At 44.1% G+C, this 20,197-nt stretch carries 25 protein-coding genes and 1 pseudogene; all 26 read left to right on the top strand.

The window, feature by feature from the left end; translation table 11 throughout:
• Positions 1-813: 813 nt before the first annotated feature.
• The 26 genes and pseudogenes from JOD24_RS14840 to JOD24_RS14715 all read left to right on the top strand — a co-directional run bounded on the left by JOD24_RS14840 (position 814) and on the right by JOD24_RS14715 (position 20,082).
• On the top strand, positions 814-1,104 hold the full coding sequence (locus JOD24_RS14840; RefSeq protein ID WP_429247226.1) for an SMI1/KNR4 family protein: 291 nt from the start codon (positions 814-816) through the stop codon (positions 1,102-1,104).
• Between the two features lie 548 nt (positions 1,105-1,652).
• Positions 1,653-2,111: a prepilin peptidase gene (locus JOD24_RS14835; RefSeq protein WP_429247225.1), complete on the top strand. Its 459-nt coding sequence runs from the start codon at positions 1,653-1,655 to the stop codon at positions 2,109-2,111.
• A 123-nt stretch (positions 2,112-2,234) separates the two neighbouring features.
• Positions 2,235-2,918 carry a Flp pilus assembly protein CpaB gene (gene cpaB, locus JOD24_RS14830; RefSeq protein ID WP_429247224.1) on the top strand — a complete coding sequence of 228 codons (684 nt, stop codon included), beginning with the start codon at positions 2,235-2,237 and terminating at the stop codon, positions 2,916-2,918.
• Between the two features lie 14 nt (positions 2,919-2,932).
• Positions 2,933-4,111, top strand: a complete 1,179-nt coding sequence (locus JOD24_RS14825) for a CpaE/TadZ family protein (protein ID WP_429247223.1) — start codon at positions 2,933-2,935, stop codon at positions 4,109-4,111.
• Between the two features lie 13 nt (positions 4,112-4,124).
• Positions 4,125-5,507: a TadA family conjugal transfer-associated ATPase gene (locus tag JOD24_RS14820; protein WP_429247222.1), complete on the top strand. Its 1,383-nt coding sequence runs from the start codon at positions 4,125-4,127 to the stop codon at positions 5,505-5,507.
• 1 nt (position 5,508) lies between these two features.
• Entirely contained in the window at positions 5,509-6,435 is a 927-nt protein-coding gene (locus tag JOD24_RS14815; protein ID WP_429247221.1) for a type II secretion system F family protein, read from the top strand.
• A gap of 15 nt (positions 6,436-6,450) precedes the next feature.
• Positions 6,451-7,377 carry a type II secretion system F family protein gene (locus JOD24_RS14810; RefSeq protein ID WP_429247220.1) on the top strand — a complete coding sequence of 309 codons (927 nt, stop codon included), beginning with the start codon at positions 6,451-6,453 and terminating at the stop codon, positions 7,375-7,377.
• Between the two features lie 76 nt (positions 7,378-7,453).
• Positions 7,454-7,693 (top strand): hypothetical protein, encoded by a 240-nt coding sequence (locus JOD24_RS14805; RefSeq protein WP_429247219.1) that lies wholly within the window; start codon positions 7,454-7,456, stop codon positions 7,691-7,693.
• Between the two features lie 64 nt (positions 7,694-7,757).
• Complete coding sequence (locus JOD24_RS14800; protein WP_429247218.1) at positions 7,758-9,074, top strand: vWA domain-containing protein; 1,317 nt, start codon at positions 7,758-7,760, stop codon at positions 9,072-9,074.
• Positions 9,075-9,151: 77 nt separating this feature from the next.
• A complete protein-coding gene (locus JOD24_RS14795) occupies positions 9,152-9,679 on the top strand; it encodes a pilus assembly protein TadG-related protein (protein ID WP_429247217.1) in 528 nt (175 codons plus the stop codon).
• A gap of 22 nt (positions 9,680-9,701) precedes the next feature.
• Positions 9,702-10,103 carry a TadE/TadG family type IV pilus assembly protein gene (locus tag JOD24_RS14790; RefSeq protein ID WP_429247216.1) on the top strand — a complete coding sequence of 134 codons (402 nt, stop codon included), beginning with the start codon at positions 9,702-9,704 and terminating at the stop codon, positions 10,101-10,103.
• 31 nt (positions 10,104-10,134) lie between these two features.
• Positions 10,135-10,962 carry a peptidoglycan DD-metalloendopeptidase family protein gene (locus JOD24_RS14785; RefSeq protein WP_429247215.1) on the top strand — a complete coding sequence of 276 codons (828 nt, stop codon included), beginning with the start codon at positions 10,135-10,137 and terminating at the stop codon, positions 10,960-10,962.
• Positions 10,963-11,043: 81 nt separating this feature from the next.
• The gene (locus JOD24_RS14780; RefSeq protein ID WP_429247214.1) at positions 11,044-12,066 is read left to right on the top strand and encodes a Tle-like phospholipase domain-containing protein; all 1,023 of its coding nucleotides are present in this window, start codon (positions 11,044-11,046) and stop codon (positions 12,064-12,066) included.
• Positions 12,067-12,155: 89 nt separating this feature from the next.
• Positions 12,156-13,166, top strand: a complete 1,011-nt coding sequence (locus tag JOD24_RS14775) for a hypothetical protein (protein ID WP_429247213.1) — start codon at positions 12,156-12,158, stop codon at positions 13,164-13,166.
• A gap of 221 nt (positions 13,167-13,387) precedes the next feature.
• Positions 13,388-13,621, top strand: coding sequence for a hypothetical protein (locus tag JOD24_RS14770; RefSeq protein WP_429247212.1), 234 nt, complete (start codon positions 13,388-13,390; stop codon positions 13,619-13,621).
• 92 nt (positions 13,622-13,713) lie between these two features.
• Positions 13,714-14,172, top strand: a complete 459-nt coding sequence (locus tag JOD24_RS14765; RefSeq protein WP_429247211.1) for a hypothetical protein — start codon at positions 13,714-13,716, stop codon at positions 14,170-14,172.
• A 54-nt stretch (positions 14,173-14,226) separates the two neighbouring features.
• Entirely contained in the window at positions 14,227-14,412 is a 186-nt protein-coding gene (locus tag JOD24_RS14760; RefSeq protein WP_429247210.1) for a hypothetical protein, read from the top strand.
• Between the two features lie 85 nt (positions 14,413-14,497).
• Positions 14,498-14,722: a hypothetical protein gene (locus JOD24_RS14755; RefSeq protein ID WP_429247209.1), complete on the top strand. Its 225-nt coding sequence runs from the start codon at positions 14,498-14,500 to the stop codon at positions 14,720-14,722.
• Between the two features lie 489 nt (positions 14,723-15,211).
• Positions 15,212-15,760 carry a VWA domain-containing protein gene (locus JOD24_RS14750; RefSeq protein ID WP_429247208.1) on the top strand — a complete coding sequence of 183 codons (549 nt, stop codon included), beginning with the start codon at positions 15,212-15,214 and terminating at the stop codon, positions 15,758-15,760.
• On the top strand, positions 15,761-16,522 hold the full coding sequence (locus JOD24_RS14745; RefSeq protein ID WP_429247207.1) for a vWA domain-containing protein: 762 nt from the start codon (positions 15,761-15,763) through the stop codon (positions 16,520-16,522).
• Positions 16,523-16,664: 142 nt separating this feature from the next.
• Positions 16,665-16,949, top strand: a complete 285-nt coding sequence (locus tag JOD24_RS14740; protein WP_429247206.1) for a colicin E3/pyocin S6 family cytotoxin — start codon at positions 16,665-16,667, stop codon at positions 16,947-16,949.
• Between the two features lie 20 nt (positions 16,950-16,969).
• The gene (locus JOD24_RS14735) at positions 16,970-17,530 is read left to right on the top strand and encodes a hypothetical protein (protein WP_429247205.1); all 561 of its coding nucleotides are present in this window, start codon (positions 16,970-16,972) and stop codon (positions 17,528-17,530) included.
• 241 nt (positions 17,531-17,771) lie between these two features.
• Entirely contained in the window at positions 17,772-18,263 is a 492-nt protein-coding gene (locus JOD24_RS14730) for a hypothetical protein (protein WP_429247204.1), read from the top strand.
• A gap of 23 nt (positions 18,264-18,286) precedes the next feature.
• Positions 18,287-18,769, top strand: a complete 483-nt coding sequence (locus tag JOD24_RS14725) for a hypothetical protein (RefSeq protein ID WP_429247203.1) — start codon at positions 18,287-18,289, stop codon at positions 18,767-18,769.
• A gap of 551 nt (positions 18,770-19,320) precedes the next feature.
• Positions 19,321-19,539: pseudogene (locus JOD24_RS14720) on the top strand (toxin C-terminal domain-containing protein); the annotation flags it as partial.
• Positions 19,540-20,082: a hypothetical protein gene (locus JOD24_RS14715; RefSeq protein WP_429247202.1), complete on the top strand. Its 543-nt coding sequence runs from the start codon at positions 19,540-19,542 to the stop codon at positions 20,080-20,082.
• Positions 20,083-20,197 lie beyond the last annotated feature (115 nt).

Here is a 20,197-nt window from a genome sequence, read left to right as displayed (position 1 = left end):
TTGTCTGTTCATTTCCATGCTCCCACTTCGTCTTCCTGTCTAGCGGTGAATTGTAGCAAACGCTGAAAAGTAAGACGAACAGATCATCACGGGAATATAGATGGAGGCAAAGTCCCCCAGAGTGGAAAACAACCGTAGCAAAGCCACAATTCAAACCAACCAACAAGCCGGAGTAAATAAGAAGACAAGCCATTCTGGAAGGAAATTTTGGACAATCCTTAGAGGGAACCAATTTTGTTCCTAGAGTGTGTCGATCGTCAGCAATATCAAGGCCGGATATGAAGCCATCTCAGAAAAAGATATATTCGGGAGTGAACTTAAGCGGAGTGGACGGGACAGTTTTCAACAGCAGGAATCATATTCCCATGGAGCTAAGCACATCAAACGGGGGGCAAGATTGCTGACAAAGGCTTCGACTTGGTCAAGGGAACTAAGAATACAAAAGAGGAAAAAGGGTAATCGAAAAGATTGCGTGGCTAGAGGGCTGGTGGAGATAAGAATGCCTACTCCGGAAAATCCTTGTTCTCACTATTTTTTGGAATGGGAGTAATGATTGCTTCGTAATAGAGTGCTTCTTCTACGATTTCCTCCGGCGTTAGTTTACCATCACTGAAAAATATCAACTGATACAATTTGCGGAAATGCAGAACACTATTTTCAAGTAATTTTTCTACTTTCTACTCCTCAAATGATAATCAGGAGGAAGTATATCTTCAGACCCAATGGAGTGATTGCTAGGATATTATCCGTGATGCTAAGGAAAAACTCACACAGGTGGTCATCGAATTTGGGGTAGATAGGAGGAATTAGGTAATGGTTAAATGGGAGGAAGTTAAACAACCTGCGACAGACCAAGATGTTGAGCGGATTGAGAAATTGGTTGGCCAAAAACTACCAAAAGAGTATGTAGAATGGGTGAAAGTTTATCAAGGAAGTATTCCAGGTGCATGTATTGATGTAAATGGTGTTCCCTATTCATTCGACAAAATGTTATGTATTTCAAAAGGTGAAGGAGATCTTGAAGATTTTTATCATGTAATTGGAGTGTATTCCGAGATGTATCTCTTGGAGGACTCTGACCCATCTTTGCCTACAAATCAGTAGACTCGCCTTCCATCGTTCTAATCAATTGGGAAGTTCATTATGAGTATGATCCTGACTATGTTGTAACCCTTATCAGGGGTTCATATAAAGAATTAATTAATGATTTACAAGAATGTTAAGGATCAACACAAGAAATAGTGCTTGACAATTTGTTTAAGCCCCTATTCGACGGGACATCGGAATGATGTTCAATTTCGAAAATAGGGGCTTTTTCAGAATGAGAATATTAATATGAGAAACCACCAAATCCTCATCCTTTATCAAAAACAAGATTCACATTAAAATTATATCGGGAACGCTTGTTCCAGGACCATTCTTGTTGTATGCTGATCCATAAAAGAAGTCAATAATGTCAGGCCATCACAGGAATAGCGTTCTTCCTTTTTGCTATATAATATAAATCTTCAGGACTATATCAACTAAGTCGTAAAATCTATTACTGAGAATCGTCTGGGAAATAACCATGTTTTCCTTGTTTTTCCGGGCCTTTATTCTTATAATAGGCGTTGAATAAATGTATTCTTAGTTCGCCAAGGGAGCTAAATGGGATGAACTTACCAGCGACGGAACACTTGATTTACATCTCCCTGATTTTGGTCTTGATCTGTGCCACCATTACGGATCTTCGGGAACGCCTCATTTATGATCGGTTTGTTCTGGTTGGAGTAGCCTTTTCCTTGGGGGTTCACTTATATGGTCATCAGCACTCCTGGATGGAGTATATATTAACGGGACTGGGTGCATTCCTTGTTTTGGCTGTGATCGCAATTATGACGAAGGGGGGAGCGATTGGCGGCGGGGATATTAAACTGTTTACGATGATTGGTTTTGCTGCTGGTTTGGAAGGTTTTTTATCGATCTTCATCCTGTCTCATGTATTGGCTGCGATGTGGATTGTGGGGAAGATGCTGTTTTCCTCTCAATCTTTGACACGTAAGTCGGAGTTGCCCTTTGCGCCCTTCGTATTGACAGGAACTGTGGGGACATACCTGTTCATGGTTATGTAGGGGGAGAATTATCCGAATAGTATATTGCCAAATGTGGAACTCATTGCTATTATAAATGAGATTCAAAGGAGTAAGTGGAAGAATCGTTCTTATAACTACTGAATGAGCGGGTGTTGTGGATCTATGCAAGATGCTAAGCGCAGAGCCGTTATATTTGCAGTGTTATCCATTGTACTTGCCACTGTGGCCGCATTTTTGTTTCTGCAGGAATCCAATCAATTGTATGCGGGATTGGGTTCGGAGCAAACAGTGCTGGTGGCGACCAAGGATATCAACTCACGTGAACCGTTGCGTCCGGAAGACTTTAAGACGGTGTCCATCCCTGAAAAGTACATGAACCAATCCATGGTAACCAATGTGAGTCAGATTGAAGGACAGGTCTCCGTGATACCCATCAGCAAAGGAGATCAACTGACCCGGAACCTGTTGCGACCGGCAACACAGCTGAATGACCCCAAAAGCCGGATGGTCCTGCTCAGGGGATCGGATCAGGTTTTGTTCGATGAAACGTTCACTTCCCAAGATCGGGTGGATATCTTCGTTTCCTATGAAACCGATCCTGAAACCGGTAGAGAGAAGCCGGTAACGAAACTTTTTTTGAAAGATAAGCTGGTTCATGGTGTGGCCAAAGATAACAAAGCCATCGGTTTGGAGCTCTCCCTGAAAGAAGCTCAGGATCTCATATATGCCGAAAATTTTGCCCATTCAATTCGCGTGGTGAAAGCCCCGCAGAAAAAAGACCTTAAAGAGGATCAAAAACATGGTGTGAATCTAGGTCATTCAACTGAAGGAACCGCCGGAAACTGACAGGGGGTGATGGAATGAGCGATAAAATCAAATTATTGATTGTTGATGAGGATGAAGGACATGCGCAGGAGATTATTGGACGGGTCGCCAATACATTTCCGCAACATATGCATATAGCACCTTCAGAAGTGCGACGGGAGATTGCCCGGTTGGAACCTAACATTGTGATTCTGCAAGAGCCAAGTGATGATTCAGGTTTGCAGTTGTTGCACTACATATCCAATGAATTATCTAACACTTTGACTGTTTTTTTGGCCAACCACCGAGACCCTGTTAAAGCTCGGGATGTAAACAGGGCGGGCGCATTTGACGTGTTGTTTATGCCTGATGAAATCACTGCACTGGGAGATGTGTTGACCCGGGTGGTCAAGGCTTTGGAAGTTCAGCAAAAGGTTAAAGCAGAAGCTGCAGGCGGTTTTACTTGGGGGCGCGGGCAGGTGACAACCTTCTACAGTGGAAAAGGTGGCTGTGGACGCAGCACGGTGGCTGCGGCTCTGGCCCAGACATTACAGATCGATTCGGACAGCAGTGTGTTGTTAGTGGATCTGAATCTGCAATACGGTGGTGTTGAAACGTATCTGAATGTGAAGCACGAACGTTCCATTTTTGACCTGACTCCTGTTTTGAAAGAGTTGAACGACAACCACATCCGCAATGTCACTGCCATCGAATCGGTCTCTCAGATGGAAGTGTTGATCAGCCCTTGTGATGCTGAAATTGCTGAGCAGGTGACCGAGGAACATGTTCAGCGGTTATTGCGCACTGCCCGTCTCTATTACGACTATATCCTGGTGGATCTGCCTACAGAGATGACCACATTAAGCTATGCAGCGCTGGAAGAAGCGGACCGGATCTTCTATATCATGACACCTGACTCCCCATCCATACGAACGTTTGGTCAGGTTTTGCAGCTATTTGACAAAATCGGCGTGGATCCTACGGGACGGTTGGAATTGATCTTGAACCGGATTCGGAAATCAACCGAATTGAGAGAGAAAGACATTCAACAACACTTCGATTATCCGATTGCAGCCAATCTTCGTGAAGATGAAAGATATGTTCAGCAATCGATTAACCGTGGCATCCCTTTGCGGACAGGCCAGAAGGAGAAGAAAAACTCGATCTTCCTGAAAGATATTAAAAAGATGGCCGATTCGATGTTGGGACAACAGTCGAAGCGATCCGCATCGTAAAGGAGGATTAAGGGTGTCTCTCTTTAATCGAACCACCAACTCGATCAAAAAAGTTGATCCCAACCGATACAATTCCCAAAAAACCTCTGCCAAACCATCCAGCTCTGCCGCCAGTGATTTTCGACTGGATGAGTTGGCACGCCATTTCAAGGCACGTCTTTTACAAGAGACCGATCTTGAAAAGCTGACCAAGATGCCGGCCGTTGAATTGCGGATGACATTGGATCGCTTGATCGGCCGTTATTTGGCAGATGAGCAGGTGGTGATCTCCCGCCAGGATCGGGATCGTCTTATCACTCGTATTATTGATGAATCTGTCGGTTACGGACCCCTTGAACCGCTTCTGGATGATCCGGATATCACAGAGGTCATGGTGAACGGTCCCTATGAAATCTACTTTGAAAAGAAGGGGCAAGTACACAAGACAGACATCCATTTTCGGGATGAAGAAGCCTTGCGTCACGTCATCGATCGGATCGTTGCTCCCCTCGGTCGCCGGGTGGATGTCAGTTCCCCGATGGTGGACGCCCGCCTTCCTGATGGAAGCCGCGTCAATGCGGTGATACCTCCCATCAGTCTGAAGGGGTCTCTTCTTTCCATCCGGAAATTTCGCAAGGATCCGATCCGGATGGACGATCTGATTGGATTTAAAAGCCTTACCCCGGAAATGGCCACTTTTTTGGCCAGTGTGGTTAAAGCGAAGTTGAACATTATTATCTCCGGTGGGACCGGGAGTGGAAAAACCACCCTGCTCAACGCTCTGGCCAACTTTATCCCCGAGAATGAGCGGATTGTGACCATTGAAGACATGGCGGAACTTCGGATTCCCCATGGGCATGTGGCGGGAATGGAAGCACGTCCCTCCAATGTGGAAGGAAAAGGGGAAGTGACGATCCGCCAGTTAGTCAAAAACGCCCTCCGGATGCGCCCCGACCGTATTATTGTTGGGGAGGTACGGGGCTCGGAAGCTTTTGATATGTTGCAGGCGATGAACACCGGTCACGAAGGTTCACTCACCACGGTCCACTCCAACTCACCACAGGATGCGATGCGCCGTTTGGAAGCGATGGTGATGATGTCAAGCTCGGAATTGCCATCCTCCATTATCCGGGAGTATCTGGTGGGAGCGATCGACTTCATTGTCCAGATCGGCCGTCTTCCCGATGGTCAGCGCAAAATGCTGGCCATCACCGAAATGCAACAGCGTGAAGACGGCACCGTCAAGTTGGTGGAACTGTTCCGGTTTCAACAGACCGGTGTGTCGCAGGATGGCAAAGTGAATGGATTCCACACTGCCAGCGGTGTCATCCCCCAATGCTTCAATCGTTTGAAGGCATACGGTGCACCTGTGGACGCTTCCATCTTTACCTCCGTGGCAGAAGAGGGGAGTCAGTAATATGGGTGCATTACTAGCTGCAGGTGCGGCAGTCTCCGCTGTTTGGGCTATATACTACTATTTGACCCTGAACAGCGAACGAAAAAAAGCCCATGAGATGTTGAACGAATGGATGTACCAGGGCGTGGAAAAATCCAGTTGGTCCGATTCCTTATCGGATAAAATTGACGGTACATCCTGGGCGAAGAAGGTGAAGCCCAAATTGGAACGGGCCAGCCTGGAAATGAAACCTTCGGAATATGGGTCACTCTTGTTCGGGGCGGCAATCATCTTGTTTATTGTGTTGAAGATGGCGGCCGGCATCGATTCGGTGCTACTCACCCTGATTCTTACCGTGGGATTGGTTCCGGTTGGCTCCAAACTCTTTCTCAAATCGAGACAAAATATCTATGCTCAACGGATGGATAATCAACTCTCCGAAGCGTGCCGTTTGTTAAGCAGTGCCGCCCGGGCCGGTCTCTCAGTCCCGCAGGGATTGCAACTGGTTGTCAACGAGATGCCAGCTCCGATTCAAACTGAGCTGGGGCGCGTGGTGAGGGAGATGGAACTGGGACGTGATATGGAGGAGGCGCTACAGGATCTGCTGCAGCGGATCAACACCCGGGATATGCAGGTGTTTATCAACGCCCTCATCATTCAACGCCGTGCGGGAGGCGACCTGGCCAAGGTGATGAGCGAGATGGCTGCGACCATGGAAGAACGAAAAATCATTCACCAAACCATTCGAGCCGTCACCGCCCAAGCCCGGACTTCCGCTTATGCCTTGCCGATGATCTCCTTGCTGATCGCCTTTATGTTGAGCAAGATGATCGATGGTTTTTGGGACTTGTTCACCACCCTTCCGGGTATGATCCTGTTGGCCATTTTCTGTGCCCTGCAGGTCTTGGGCGTGGTCTTGGTCCGCAAATTTTCCAATATCCGGGTCTAGGGAGGAGAGAAGATCATGCTAATCGCAACAATCGTGATTTCCGCCTGGATATGTGTACTTCTTGCTGCTTTTATGTACGTGAAATACCGGGAGAAACAAAATGAAGTAAACCAACATATTGAAGGGCAGGCAGGTGGCTCGTTGGCTTCGATCCGGCGTATATCCGACGATGGAGGATGGCGCGAGCTGCTGATCCGTTGGTTTGATCACTTCTCCTCCGCCGGCAAGGGGATCGAGCTGTTAAGTGACCCTGATGAACTGAAGGACTATCTAGTCAAAGCGGGTCACCCCTATGGTTTGAATGTGGACCGACTGCAGGGAGCCAAAATCGTTTTTGCCTTGGGTGGAGGGATTTCCGGATTTTTTTACTTCCTTCTTGGTTTGCCCCTTGCCCCCTTCGGCTTGGCCTTTGGACCATTAATCGGGTATATGATTCCGATCTTCGGCATCAAGATGATGGCCAAGAGACGCCAAGAAGAGATCCAATATGAGCTTCCCGACTTTCTTGACATGATGAGTATCACCCTGAAAGCGGGGATGTCACTGGATAGTGCCCTCCATTACTATGTAACAACTCATAAAGGGCCCCTGAGTGAGGAAATCACGCGACTGAACCAGGAACTATCCTTCGGGGTGCAGCGGGAGGTGGCCTATCGGGCACTGATGAATCGTACGGATTCCTCTGAACTGGAGACCCTGGTACAATCCATGATTCAGGCCCACAATCTGGGTACTCCGATTTCGGAGACATTTGCGATGCAGGCCTCCGAAATGCGAAATATGCGTGCGGAAAAGGCAAAGGAACAGGCAGGGAAGTCAGAGCCCAAGATCTCTGCCGTTGCCGGCTTGGTGATCACACCATCGATTATGATTTTGATCTTCGGAGCCTTCGTGTTGAAGTTTTTCTTCTCAGATGACAGTCCCTTCAAAGGCTTGCTTTAAGGAGGTGAGGTAAGAAAAGAGAATTTGGTTCGGACGGTTTGTGGCGGATATTATGATATTTTTAGGAGGTAGAGTGATGAAGGAGAAATGCATCAAGGCATACGTACGGGGTAACATCTTTATGAAGGATGCCGTTCGCAAGGTCTTGGTCGACCGCAAAGGGGCTTCAACGGTTGAGTATGTAGCCGTGCTTGCCGGTGCAGCAGCTTTGGGTGCGGTTATTCTGTCTGCTGTCAAGGGTAAAGACGGTGTTGGTGAAACTTTGAAGCAGAAAATAAAGGATATTGTGAGTGAAGTTGGCGGTAAAGGAAATTAATCTTTCAGGCATATGATCATTTGATCATATGCCTGAATTATAATAATAAATAGGAGGGTTTCCTTTGGCGAAATTATTTAAGCATATACTAGTTCTGTTATGCACATTTGCTTTAATAGGTTGTGGTTTAGAAAATGATAAGGGTATAGGAAGTTCAGATACCGAAAAGGAGAGAGACAAAATCCCCACTAAAGTAGAGGACATGATTGCCCAAAGTCCCGGAAAGTATTCTGGGGACAGTTATGACCAGAAGAAAGTGGAGGCAGAGCTGGATAAAATCAGTGCCAATGCGAGTAAAGAAGAAGTATATAACACAGTGATGGATCTGTTAGCTGAGGATTTTTTATCTGTGAAAAAGTCGTTTGAACAAATAGACACCAGTTATACAAATGATCGACAAGGGCCGGGAACTGATGTGAAAAAGCCAACATTTGACCGGTACAATATAAGCATCTTATTGGATGCTAGCGGTAGTATGGCTGGACAGGTGAGCGGTGGAAGAAAAATGGATGTAGCTAAGGAGGCCGTTGAGACCTTTGTTTCAACATTTCCGGATGAAGCTAATGTTTCCTTAGTCGCCTACGGTCACAAAGGGAGCAACAGTCAAAAGGATAAACAATTGTCTTGCTCCGAGATCGACGAGATTTATCCCTTAGGTACCTATGAGAAATCCAAATTCAGCCATGCACTAAAATCCGTGGACGCAACGGGATGGACTCCCTTGGCTGATGCTATCAAAAAGTCTGGTGAAACCCTGAAATCGAACGGGGATGGAAATAGTAAAAATATCGTCTATATTGTGAGCGATGGACTGGAGACTTGTGGAGGCAACCCGGCAAAGGAAGCGGAAGCATTGCAAAAGGACGGGATCTCCGCCACTGTCAACATTATTGGTTTTGATGTAAATAATGCGGAGCAACAGGCATTAAAAGAAGTGGCTGAAGCAGGTGGAGGGACTTTTACTTCAGCAAATTCGAAATCGGATCTGGAGTCCTATTTTGAAGGTGAGTATAGTGAATTGGAATCGGAATGGATGAGCTATGAAACGATAGTTGGAGGTGACATAACTGATCGAAGGCAAGAGAAATATAAAACATTATGGAAGATCAGAGATGAATTTCTTGAAAAAATAAAGAGGGAGAGAAAGAATGTTGAGAGTGCAATGAAACATCTGGGGAAAGAAGGGGATAGGGAGAGCATAGAGCAGGATTACATAAATAGGAGAGAGGAGATTCACGAGTATTTGTGGGGGATATATAAAGACTTAGACAGAGAAATATACAATAACAGTATGGATTTAAAGAAAAAAATCAAAGGGGATGTGCAAGAGAAAAGGGAAGAATTAGATAAAAAAAGAGATGAAGATATAGGAAATAGTTAGGTATTTGAAAAGCCAAATTAAGATGGATTTCAAAATCTAGATAATGGCATTTTTATACCTTCCTAGGAGGTGAACACGTGTCCAGGCTCTTCCAGCATGTAATGAATAAACGGGGGAACGTGGCCACCCTCTGGGTGGCCAGTCTTCCTATTTTTGCACTTTTATTTGCTTTTATCGGGACGTTGGTCACCATTTGGATGACCCACTCCTCTTCACAGATGGCGGCGGATGCAGCCAGTTTGGCTGCAACACAAAAGATGGACGCCTGGGTCCGCCAGGCGATGTCCGAAGAGCTTAGCCGTGCTGATGGAATCGCCTTGTCGACAGATGCACAGAAACGGGACTTTATGCTTCGGGTCATCTCCGGACACGAGCGAGGACTGCAAAATGTGGTCCGGGAATATGTGCAGAAGCATGGGGGTGACAAACACGGGGAGATCCACATCGGCAAGAATGGGCGTATTGAAGTGAACGCCAGAAGCTCCTTTCAATCCCTGTTCTTTGCAGAGTACTTTCGGGATCGATATGTGTATGGCACGGGAAGTGGTCCCTCCCGTTATTATTTCGACTGGTTACCGTCTGGAGGTAAGACGGTGAAATACTGACTTTGAATAGAGGGTGGGCAGGTTGAAACAATTATTCCGGAGCAGATGGGGCTCCCTCATCAAGCAAAAAAAGGGTGGAATCACCGTTGAGTTTGTGACGATTCTCCCTTTGTGCCTGCTGATCGCTCTGTTTATTTGGCAGATGGCCGTTAGTGTGATGGCGATCATGGAGACGGAAACGTTGTTGCGAGATGAGGCGAGGTGGGCGGCCACGACGGGGAATCTGAAGCAGGCTGAAAAAAGAGGAAAAGACTCTTTCGATAACACAACCTATTACCAACTGGACTCTTTCAAACTGAAGGAACATAAAGATCAGCGGGAAAAACGCATCGTAGCTTCAGCGGTGACTAAAATCCAGGTGGTGTTTATCCCCTCTCAGAGTTTTAACTATAAAAGTACGAAAGATACGGTGATAATCCATTAACTCCTTAATCATCGCCGAAATGGAGGTTCCGATGAAGAAGATGTTTAACAAAGCGTTGCAATGGAGTACGGATCATCGCAAAGGTGCTGCCTCCGTCGAGTTTGTCACCATTCTTCCCATGGCGGTACTTATTGCCCTGGCAGTATGGCAGTTGGCTTTGATTGGGGCTGCGATTATGGACACCCACTCCGCAGTTCGGGATGCGGTTAAAATTGCATCGATGACGGGTGATGAGAAATTCGCAGAAAAGGAAGGGAAAAACTCCTTTGGTAAAACCAGCGCTTATAATTTGAAGTCTCTGAAAGTAAAGATCAAGAAACAGGATGCAAAAGCGACCGCTAAAACCAAAATACCGGTCTTATTTATAAAATCAACTCCTTTTTCCTATACCAGCTCATCAGAAGCTCCTGTATTGGCCCCACCTCCAGATGAAGATCAATTGGCTTCATTTGGGAGTTTAGGAGGGCCTATGCCGACTGGGGGTGGATCATTGGCTAATCCGGTAGCCGTGGCCCCCGGTTGCGGGATCACCTGTTATTCCGGCCACACCGGCCAGGACTTTCCCGGCCCCGTGGGGACCCCGATCGTGGCGGCCGAAGCCGGTACCGTTACGGTTCGACATCTTGGCAATCGAAGTTACGGCACTTATATCACGATTGATCATGGGGGCGGGATGCAAACACTCTACGCCCATATGTTTCCCCACCAACCCTTGGTGAAAACGGGAGACCGCGTCAAAAGAGGGCAACCCATCGGAGCCATCGGCAACAATGGCAACTCCTCTGGCGCTCACCTCCACTTTGAAGTCAAGATCGGAGGCAGACCTGTCGACCCGATGCCATTTTTGAGTGGGAAATAATAATATAATAGGAGAAGAGATATGAAAAAGAGGGATTGGGTGAGGTTTAGCCCATTATGCAATCGCCGAGGAGCCTCAACTGTGGAATACGTTATCATCTTGGTGGGGATCCTGGCTTTGGCACTGATTTTAACTTCTTTCCTGGCCAATGACGGACAGTCGATGATTAAAGATAAGATCATCGCGATTATTAATGGCGATCTCGATGGTAATGGAAAACAGATTAGTGGAGGTAATAATAGGGCAAAGAAGGTTTCACACTCTTTAAATGAGCTTGGTATAAAAAAGGGGAAAATACGTTCTTTTTCGGAGATTGAAGCCTCAGATAAAGCATTATGGAGGTTATCCGACTTCGCTTACGATGGGAATCTTCAAAAAGGGGATAAGGTTTTAGAGGATCAATGGGAAGTGATTGAGGTTGAAGGAGGAGAAAAAGGTTTTAGGGCAAGGGCCTTCAAAAATCGGGAAACCGGTGAAATTGTAATTGCTTATGCCGGAACAAATGATTTACAAGATGCAATCGAAGATATCAAGCTTTATACCGGAGCTGGAATGAAGCAAACAAAAGAAGCGAAAGAGTTTTATGAATATGTGAAAAGCAAGTATGGAGGAGAGGATATAGCTATTTCTTTCACAGGGCACTCTCTTGGGGGGGGCTTGGCCGAATATATGGCAGTGGAATCAGGGCGTCCTGGAATAACATTTAATGCTCCTGGTCTAAAAGACCATAAAGGAAGTTTTCGATCCGCAGTAGTCCCACATCCGTTGGGAAGATTAGGAGTTACCTTATGGGATGGGTTTAATGAGCTGGTTGGGAATCCAAATTATAAAAAGGAAAAACAAGGGAAGGACTACAGCAACCAAATCAGAAACTATACAATAGGAGGGGACCCCGTCGGGGAATGGGGAGAACATCCTGGCTCTACTTATCGATTAGGTGGTCCCAATGACAACTCACAACGGGTGGATGATGGATCTTGGAAAGAAAAGATTAGGGATAACCCGATATCTCTGCTTACCAAATTACCGACTGCAAAAAGACATTTCCTAGACAATTTCGGGGATTATTTTAAAGGCGGTCGGGAGTATATTGTGGATCGGTAAGAATGGAGTGAAATACAGATCAGGGTGTGCAAGAGATCTTAAACCCTTCACCCTGATCTTTTCCAAATTCCTAAAAGGAGGCTTATTCCATGAACACTGTAATTTCCGTGTTGTTGTCTTTATTGTATCCAGGATTGGGTCAACTATATGTGGGACGAAGATTAAGAGGAATTTTGTTTATCTCAGGGGAACTGATTATTACTTTTATCAATACCTTTACCAATGGTTATTTAGACCTACTGTTCTATGGGGTGTATATTTGGGCGCTTGTGGATGCTGTGATCCTTGCACGTAAAAGTGAGGATCATCAATTTCTTAGGGGAGGTCGGCTGGTAATTGAGGTGGGCTTAGCCGCGGTTATTTCCCTTTCCCTTATGTATGGTGCTCAATTTTTAGGTGAATGGAGTTTAGGTCAATTGTTATTTCAAAAGAAATCTCCTGAGGAAATCGCTAAGGTAAAAGAAGAAACTAAGCGATATCTCGAAGAAAGGTACGATGAGGCGTTTGAGGTAAAAAATGTGAGATACATACACTCTGCGGGTAGATACAGTGTGGTAGCAACACCTAAAAGTAAACCTCAAGTGAATTTTGGAGTATCCGTCAATGATTCAATCACTACTTTTGAGGATCGTTATCTCTATGAGCTTTGGTCTGATCAAGCAACTGAAGAAGCTAAATCTATTGTGGATCAAGCATTTAACGAAGAAAAACACTTTTTGAAAGTAGGTGTTGGTTTTAAAGAAATGAACGACATTCGGGGCAAGGTTCCTAGTCTTACGGAAATAAGGGAGACTCATCCTGATGATTACGACCAAAGCATAAATCTATTTCTTATAAAAGATGTTACCGACCCTGAGTTGGAAGCAAAAAAAATATACCAGCTGGTTGCTTTTATTCAGGAACAGGAACTGCGAGCTACAGTTCAAGTTGAGTATTATGATGAAGATCTACTGAAAAAAGGGATCAAAGAAGTCAACCCAGATAATTCATACGAATATAAAGAGTATCTCAGAAAGATGGTCGTTTTAGGTACTCCGGAACAAGTACAAGATATAAGCTCTCCTGAGGATATCGAGCCATTGTTCCGTGTGATAAAATAATTGCATCTTTCCACACTCCAACAAACCGATGGACTTGCCGGCCTGAATACTTCCATCAGGCTATGGCAGACCCTTTCGGAAATCCGCGGTTTGTAATGTTACAGCACTTTCCCTCTGTTGGAGAGGGTCATCCCCAAACACCACTTAAAATAACGCACCTGAGATCCAGGCATATGATCCTCTGATCATATGCCTATTCTCTGTTTTTATGGGAGTTGTAAATGAATACTATAGCGTCGCCAGAAGAAAAAGTAGCAAATTGTGCTGGAGGGATTGAAACGGAATCGATTGATTTCAGGGATTTTTCGAACATCCATTATGGTAAAACAGTAGTGACAGGTAACAGCAAGGAGCCAAAAGAGCGTAACGATTATACCAGTCCAATCTCGTCGGGAGAATACGGTGCTCTATACCGGGCAGGAAAGGGGTGGGAAAAGGTGGCTTCGGCCAGATAGGCGAAGAACATTCATTGGAGTCGTTTGACGGACAGTATGATTAGAATGGGAACATCAGAAGGTAAGATTTTTATAAATAAGAAGGTGACGAGATGAGACTGGTTTTAGCAATACTGTTATCATTGCTGGTTCCGGGAACAGGGCAGTTTGTTAACGGGCAGCGTTGGAAAGGGATCATGTTTGTCGGACTGGACTTGGTCTGTATTCTCCTTAAATATACTGTATCCCTGCTCCCGATGTATCTCTTGTATGTCGTAGTATTGGTGGATGTTGTCGTTGTTGGTATTCAAATCATTCAGGGTAAACGGGAGAAGCCAACAGGAAAACCATATGTTATCGAAGTGATTGTGGCGTTTTTGATAGCGGTGATTGTAACTTGGGTAGTGGACTGGGGAACGGAGGAATTGACCAAGGTTACGTTGGGGGACACAACGATGTCTGAGGGCTTGTCGAAAAAGGAAGAGCTGCAGGTTAAACAAGAGGCGGAGAAATACCTGAAAGATAAGTATGGAAAGGACTTTGAGGTTGGTCAGATTAAACACATCTGGTAAACCAATACCTATTCCATGAAAGGGCATCCGAAAGGTGAGAAAGACTCTTCCTTTTTGATACGTAAGAAAAAAGAGGAGTATACAGACGCCTACTTTCTTCATAAGCTTTCGGATGAAGGCAAAGAAGAAATCAAACCACATGTGGAAAGTGCCTTTACCTCATTGATGAATTGGGATTCCACCGTGACCGTGGCAGAGCAGGAGGAAGAGCGGTTCGCCGGTCAAGATCACCTATCCTGAGTTACGCCAACAGACGGATCGATATCAACAACAAGTAAAAGTGAATGTCCCGCTTACCCTGTCTGCTAGCAATAAAGCGACGGAGATGGAAAAAGCGTATCAATTGATCGAGCATTTAAATCAAAATGGGATCGAAGCCAGTTTACAAGTTCACTATTATCATTCTTCTTTGCTGAAAAAAGGCGTAAGGAAAGTCGATTTTACCAAACAAGTTCAATATGGAGACTATGTGACAGCTTATTTGGAGGTAGACGATGTCTCACAAGTCACTTCTGCAAAGGATCTAGAAAAGTACATTGAAATATATTGATATACACAAAAATAACTATTTACCTTTGTGGAAGAGTAAATGCTGGCCAAACTCACTATATGAAAATATCGATGACCACAGTGCGGATTTTCTTTGGTGATTGATGAAGACGGAACATAGGCGGAGGTGTAGTGGGGATTTTATTGTACTGGGCAACACAATCTCTGTCTGGAATTGTTGTAGGTTCCTTTATATAGGCAATGCTATTGTTAGCTGTGGTAATATCACATCCTGTTATGAGCTCCAATCGACAGCGCAGGTCCACTTGGGGGAGGAAATAAGCGTGACTGTGGATCGGAGGAGGGTAGCGATAGTTTATCGCTCCTCCTCTTTGATCTGTAGGGGGCAATTGATGCCCTCTTTTTTATTTGTTGCTGGGCAATCTAATTTAACTGAAACCTTTCATATTCTGAGACGTATAGAGATATAACTTACTGGGTGTCATAGGGAAGAGATGTAGGTTAGAGATTATGGAATGAGGTGTTGTATATGAAAAGGATTCAGACCCTGATCACTGTGCTATGTATCTTCTTAGTTATAGGTTGCAGCTCAGAAGAAGCCGAAGGAACGGGAAGCTCAAACCCTAAAAAGGAAGAAGCCAAAATACCAACTAAGGTGAAAGATATGATTGCTCAGAGTCCGGGAAAATATGCTGGGGACAATTACGACCAGAAAAAAGTGGAGGAAGAACTGGATAAAATCGATCCGAAGGCCACAAAGGAAGAAGTGTATAGTACAGTAATGGACCTGTTAGCCGAGGATTTTTCATCCATCGATAAGGCGTTAAATAAGATAGACACCTCTTATACAGTAGGGGCAAAACCGGGAACGGATGTAGATCAACCAACATTCGACCAATACAATATTAGCATCCTATTAGATGCCAGCGGCAGTATGGCGGCTCAAGTGAGCGGCGGAAGAAAAATGGATGTAGCTAAGGATGCTGTTGAAACCTTTGTTTCTACATTCCCGGAAGAAGCTAATGTCTCTTTGATCGCCTATGGTCACAAAGGGAGCAACAACAAAAAGGATAAGTAATTGTCTTGCTCCGAGATCGAAGAGATCTACTCCTTAGATACATATGACAAGTCCAATTTCAGCAATGTGCTGAAATCAGTGGATGCAACGGGATGGACTCCCTTGGCTGACGCTATCAAAAAATCTGGTGAAATCCTTAAAGCCAACGCGGATGAAAAGAGCAAAAACGTTGTCTATATTGTGAGCGATGGACTGGAGACCTGTGGAGGGAACCCGGCAAAGGAAGCGGAAGCATTGCAAAAGGATGGGATCTCCGCCACTGTCAACATCATTGGTTTTGATGTAAACAACGCGGAACAACAAGCACTGAAAGAAGTGGCTGAAGCGGGTGGAGGGACATTTACTTCGGCAAGTTCCAAGTCGGAACTAGAGTCTTACTTTAAAGGTGAATATAACAAATTAACAAGAGAATGGTTAAGGTATGGTATGAAAGTTAAAATTGATGCAACTACTCAAAACACACAAAAACTTAGGGGATTATGGAAGATTAGGGATCAGTTTGTTGAAATGGAAGATCGCGAAGAAGGTAATATCAGGAAAGCAGTGCTCTTCTTGGAGGGTAAAGAAAAGGATCAGGGTATAGGTACCGATACTGATAACAGATATAGTAAAATTCACGATTATTTTTGGGATAGATTTAGTGCTTTAGAATCGAAGATCAATGATGACCGTGTGGAAACTATAGACAAAACAAAGGGTGAGGCTCAAAGGAAGATGGACGAACTAGAGAAAAAGAAAGATAATGCTACAGAAAATGATTAGCTTTTTTAGGGAAAAATGCCGCCCGTAGGATGGCCAGTCCTGTTCTTCACTCTCTATTGCTTAATCGTCATTCGGACCAGGAGATGAATGAGAGTTAGGATTAAGTCTGTAAAATTCTAACCGTTGTCTGGGAGGTGAACACGTGTCCAGTCTCATCCGGCATGTATTAAATAAACGGGGGAACGTGGCGGGGCACAAGATATTAAAAGAAGAAACGAACTTTATGAAATCGAAAGGGATGAAAAGAATAAATGGGAACAAAAGAAAAACATGGGAGGATAAAGACGGTTATTGGTATCAATGGGACAGTCAACATGGAGCATTAGAAGTGTGGGATCCCAAACAGAAAAATCATCTTAAAGAAATTGATCCTGTTACCGGAAAAAAGACAAAAAACGGTGAAAAGGGCCGGAAATTTGATAGATGATGAAGAGGAGGAGTATCACTTTGGAATTTGGAGTTCCTTTTGTTGTGGAATACCCAGAGTTTGGTGAACTGTTTGAGAAACTGTTTTTCAAGAGAGAACTGGATAACTGGTATAAAAAGAAGTGTAGGGAGAAATACAAGTTACCTACTGACATTTATAGACTACAGACAAAACTGCCGATCAAAGAGATTATGGTTAGAGGACGTGTATTTCCCTCAGTTTCAGTTTATATCGATCTATTAGAAATAAAATTAGGTAATGAGGGAGCGATCATTCCCTCCATACAAATGCGTATTTCGAAAATTATCCCAGTTTACCGTCTGATAGCAGGATATACGATCCAACACAACGATCTGGAAGCAGAAGTAGATTTGTGGGGGCCGCCGCAGACAGTCGACTTAATGGAAACCGTGGATCAAATCCATTTTATTATGCAGACAAATGGTAACATTGCTCTTCATGATCGATATGATCTGTATGACAAGATCTGTGATTGGGACCAGATTCCGAACAGTCAACCTTTGGGGAGGACTTTTACAGTGGAGCAAGCAGTTTTTAACGATACATTGGGTCTTTGTTGAAATCGGTAAAATCAACCCCTCAGCTTTAGCCTGAGGGGTTGTCTATAATCTGATCAGGTAGTAAGAATCTAATCTTCCTTTTGAAGAAGCCGATTTAGAGCCAACGCCTTCTCCAAAGGTCGATAGCCCACCACCTCCCGAAGAAGAGGATGAAAACGCGGCGTTACAGTTTGCCAAAGGAGCTGGAGATGTAGCGCTGGATTTCATCGGTTTTCACGACGCCAAAGCAGCGATCACCGGAGTGGACGAAGAGGGAAACGAGATCGGATGGGGAGAACGCCTTTTCCGAGGCGCTTTGGTAGTGCCCATCGCCAAACCGGTAAAGGGCGGAAAAATGGCCCTGAAGTACGGAGACAAAGCCTTAACCGCAGGCAAGAACAACCTGGACAAACTGACCCGGAAAGGGAAGAAGACCGCGTGTGGGTGTCCGAAGAAGGGGGGAGGTAAAAATAACCCCGGTAAAAAAACAAGTGTAACCTTTGGACAGCCTATAGATATTGTTTATCAAGGAAAAAAAGGGAAATTAAGAGTCGATGCTGAACCGGATGGTAATAAGGTGCAAATTCAAATGGGTAAAGGAAAAAGGTCCGATATCGATATTAGAATAGATCCAGATTTACCAGTTGAATCACAAATACCAAAAAACATCAAAAAAGCGGTGGGAAAAGGTAAAATAGAAGATTTAACAAAAAATATAGAAAGGTATGTAAACTATGTCAAGGAACACAGATAAACGAATATTTATGAGGTGATTCCATGGAGATTTTTCTGGAGATCAATCGAAAGGGTAAATTTCCGAATAAAGAACAGTTGGTAAAAGCGATGTGGGGGGGGGATGTAAATTTCTCTATTTCCGCATTTAACTTACCTCTATGGAAATGTGATACATTCGCCTTATCTTGGGATAAATGGTTGGATGATCGTAGGTGGAGTGGTTTGTTTGGTTCTAAAGTAAATATTAATTTTTATTTAGAATCAGATGAAGAGCTTGAGGATAGACAAATAAAACTTGCATATAAACAAATGATGATTGAAGTAGAAAATCCTGTTTTATTAGTTGATAAAAAAGCTGTATATCAGGCAGCTATTCTAATAGCGGATCGGTGTGATGGAGTTATCAGTTTAAACAAAAGAGATTGGCTTAGTATAGACAAATTTAAGCAAGTGGTGGAAGAGACTTTAAGGTTCACTTTTAAAGAAGCAGCCGAAGTAAGCTTAAAAGAGGCTAAAAGGGGGTGAAAATCTGAAATAAGGGAGAGACCATTACAATAAAATCAGAGAACCATAAAGTACGGAGATGTTATTCTGACATTTTCCTGCGCTCAATCCTCTCGGTATTGTCGAGGGGATTATCTTTTCGGGTCGGATAAGCGATGCATAAAATAAGGACAAAAAGGATAATAGATGGAGCGAGTTCTATTCAGTCAAGAATATCGGTGATACAAAGCAAGTTCCTTCTCACAAAAGATGATGGCCCACTCCCCGAAGAGAAGGATGAAAACGCGGCGTTACAGTTTGCCAAAGGAGCTGGAGATGTAGCGCTGGATTTCATCGGTTTTCACGACGCCAAAGCAGCCATCACCGGAGTGGATGAAGATGGCAACGAGATCGGATGGGGAGAACGCCTCTTTCGAGGCGCATTGGTAGTTCCCATCGCCAAACCGGTAAAGGGCAGAAAAATGGCCCTGAAGTACGGAGACAAAGCCTTAACCGCAGGCAAGAAAAACTTAGACAACGTGGCCCGGAAAGGGAAAAAGACTGCGTGTGGGTGTCCGAAGAAAATTACTGCTAAAGAAGCATCTGAAGCTGCAAAAAAGCTAGGTTTTAAAAAAACAAATTATAAATCTCATGGTCAGCCAGTGTTTAAAAAAGGAAATAAATATATTACTCCTGATGTGGACCAACATAAAGGGGAGGGTTGGAAAATGGCTGACTCAGTAAAAAACCTAAAAAGCAAAAAAACCAGAATGGGTACCTATGACGCAAATTTAAACAGAATAGGTGATTAAATGTATTGTTGGCGAATTACTAAATACGATCCGAATAAACGCGATAAAGATGGTTTTTTTTTAGAAGAGAGCTGGACCTCATTTTCTGATGTTGGAAGAATTACAAGTGGGTCCAGGTTAACGGTGAATGAGTATATTCAAGTTGAGGAAGCTTACATCAAAGCAGTTGAATATTTCTTCGAACCAGTGAAAGATTATTCCGTGGAAATTTGCGATTTTGAACAAGTTGATAGCATTGAGGAGATCAAAGTTATTAAAGAAAGATACTTTGAACTTTATCCTCAAGAATTACTTTGCCTTTTTTTGAAATTGAAAGATGGATATAGTCTTTGCTATGAAGAAATCGGCAATCTATGTCGTTTAATTCTTCGTGAACATATTTGGGGAAAAATCAGTTTTGAGGACGATGATCGAAAAATTTTTGCGCACTTTGGGTATGATTATTATATGTATTTGGGAAGTAGCTTCAATGATAAGAAGGTAATGGATAACATAAAAAAGACCGGTTTGTATATTGAACCCTATGATTCTCCCTATATTTAAAGCACGGCTTATAATGTGTTTCAAGAGTCTAATTCAAATGGTATGATTCCAAAAAAACTAGGTTGCAGGAAAGCACAAGGGAGAAAAAGGGGAGATTATTAAGAACGGATAAAGT

The sequence above is a fragment of the Kroppenstedtia sanguinis genome, assembly GCF_050433445.1.
Lineage (GTDB): Bacteria > Bacillota > Bacilli > Thermoactinomycetales > DSM-45169 > Kroppenstedtia > Kroppenstedtia sanguinis.
This window is presented reverse-complemented; position numbering and strand designations above follow the sequence as displayed.

Coding starts and splice junctions, on each gene's coding strand:
- JOD24_RS14840 (WP_429247226.1), top strand. CDS start 814: ATGGTTAAATGGGAGGAAGTTAAACAACCTGCGACAGACCAAGATGTT.
- JOD24_RS14835 (WP_429247225.1), top strand. CDS start 1,653: ATGAACTTACCAGCGACGGAACACTTGATTTACATCTCCCTGATTTTG.
- cpaB (WP_429247224.1), top strand. CDS start 2,235: ATGCAAGATGCTAAGCGCAGAGCCGTTATATTTGCAGTGTTATCCATT.
- JOD24_RS14825 (WP_429247223.1), top strand. CDS start 2,933: ATGAGCGATAAAATCAAATTATTGATTGTTGATGAGGATGAAGGACAT.
- JOD24_RS14815 (WP_429247221.1), top strand. CDS start 5,509: ATGGGTGCATTACTAGCTGCAGGTGCGGCAGTCTCCGCTGTTTGGGCT.
- JOD24_RS14810 (WP_429247220.1), top strand. CDS start 6,451: ATGCTAATCGCAACAATCGTGATTTCCGCCTGGATATGTGTACTTCTT.
- JOD24_RS14805 (WP_429247219.1), top strand. CDS start 7,454: ATGAAGGAGAAATGCATCAAGGCATACGTACGGGGTAACATCTTTATG.
- JOD24_RS14785 (WP_429247215.1), top strand. CDS start 10,135: ATGAAGAAGATGTTTAACAAAGCGTTGCAATGGAGTACGGATCATCGC.
- JOD24_RS14775 (WP_429247213.1), top strand. CDS start 12,156: ATGAACACTGTAATTTCCGTGTTGTTGTCTTTATTGTATCCAGGATTG.
- JOD24_RS14770 (WP_429247212.1), top strand. CDS start 13,388: ATGAATACTATAGCGTCGCCAGAAGAAAAAGTAGCAAATTGTGCTGGA.
- JOD24_RS14765 (WP_429247211.1), top strand. CDS start 13,714: ATGAGACTGGTTTTAGCAATACTGTTATCATTGCTGGTTCCGGGAACA.
- JOD24_RS14755 (WP_429247209.1), top strand. CDS start 14,498: ATGGAAAAAGCGTATCAATTGATCGAGCATTTAAATCAAAATGGGATC.
- JOD24_RS14750 (WP_429247208.1), top strand. CDS start 15,212: ATGAAAAGGATTCAGACCCTGATCACTGTGCTATGTATCTTCTTAGTT.
- JOD24_RS14725 (WP_429247203.1), top strand. CDS start 18,287: ATGGAGATTTTTCTGGAGATCAATCGAAAGGGTAAATTTCCGAATAAA.
- JOD24_RS14715 (WP_429247202.1), top strand. CDS start 19,540: ATGTATTGTTGGCGAATTACTAAATACGATCCGAATAAACGCGATAAA.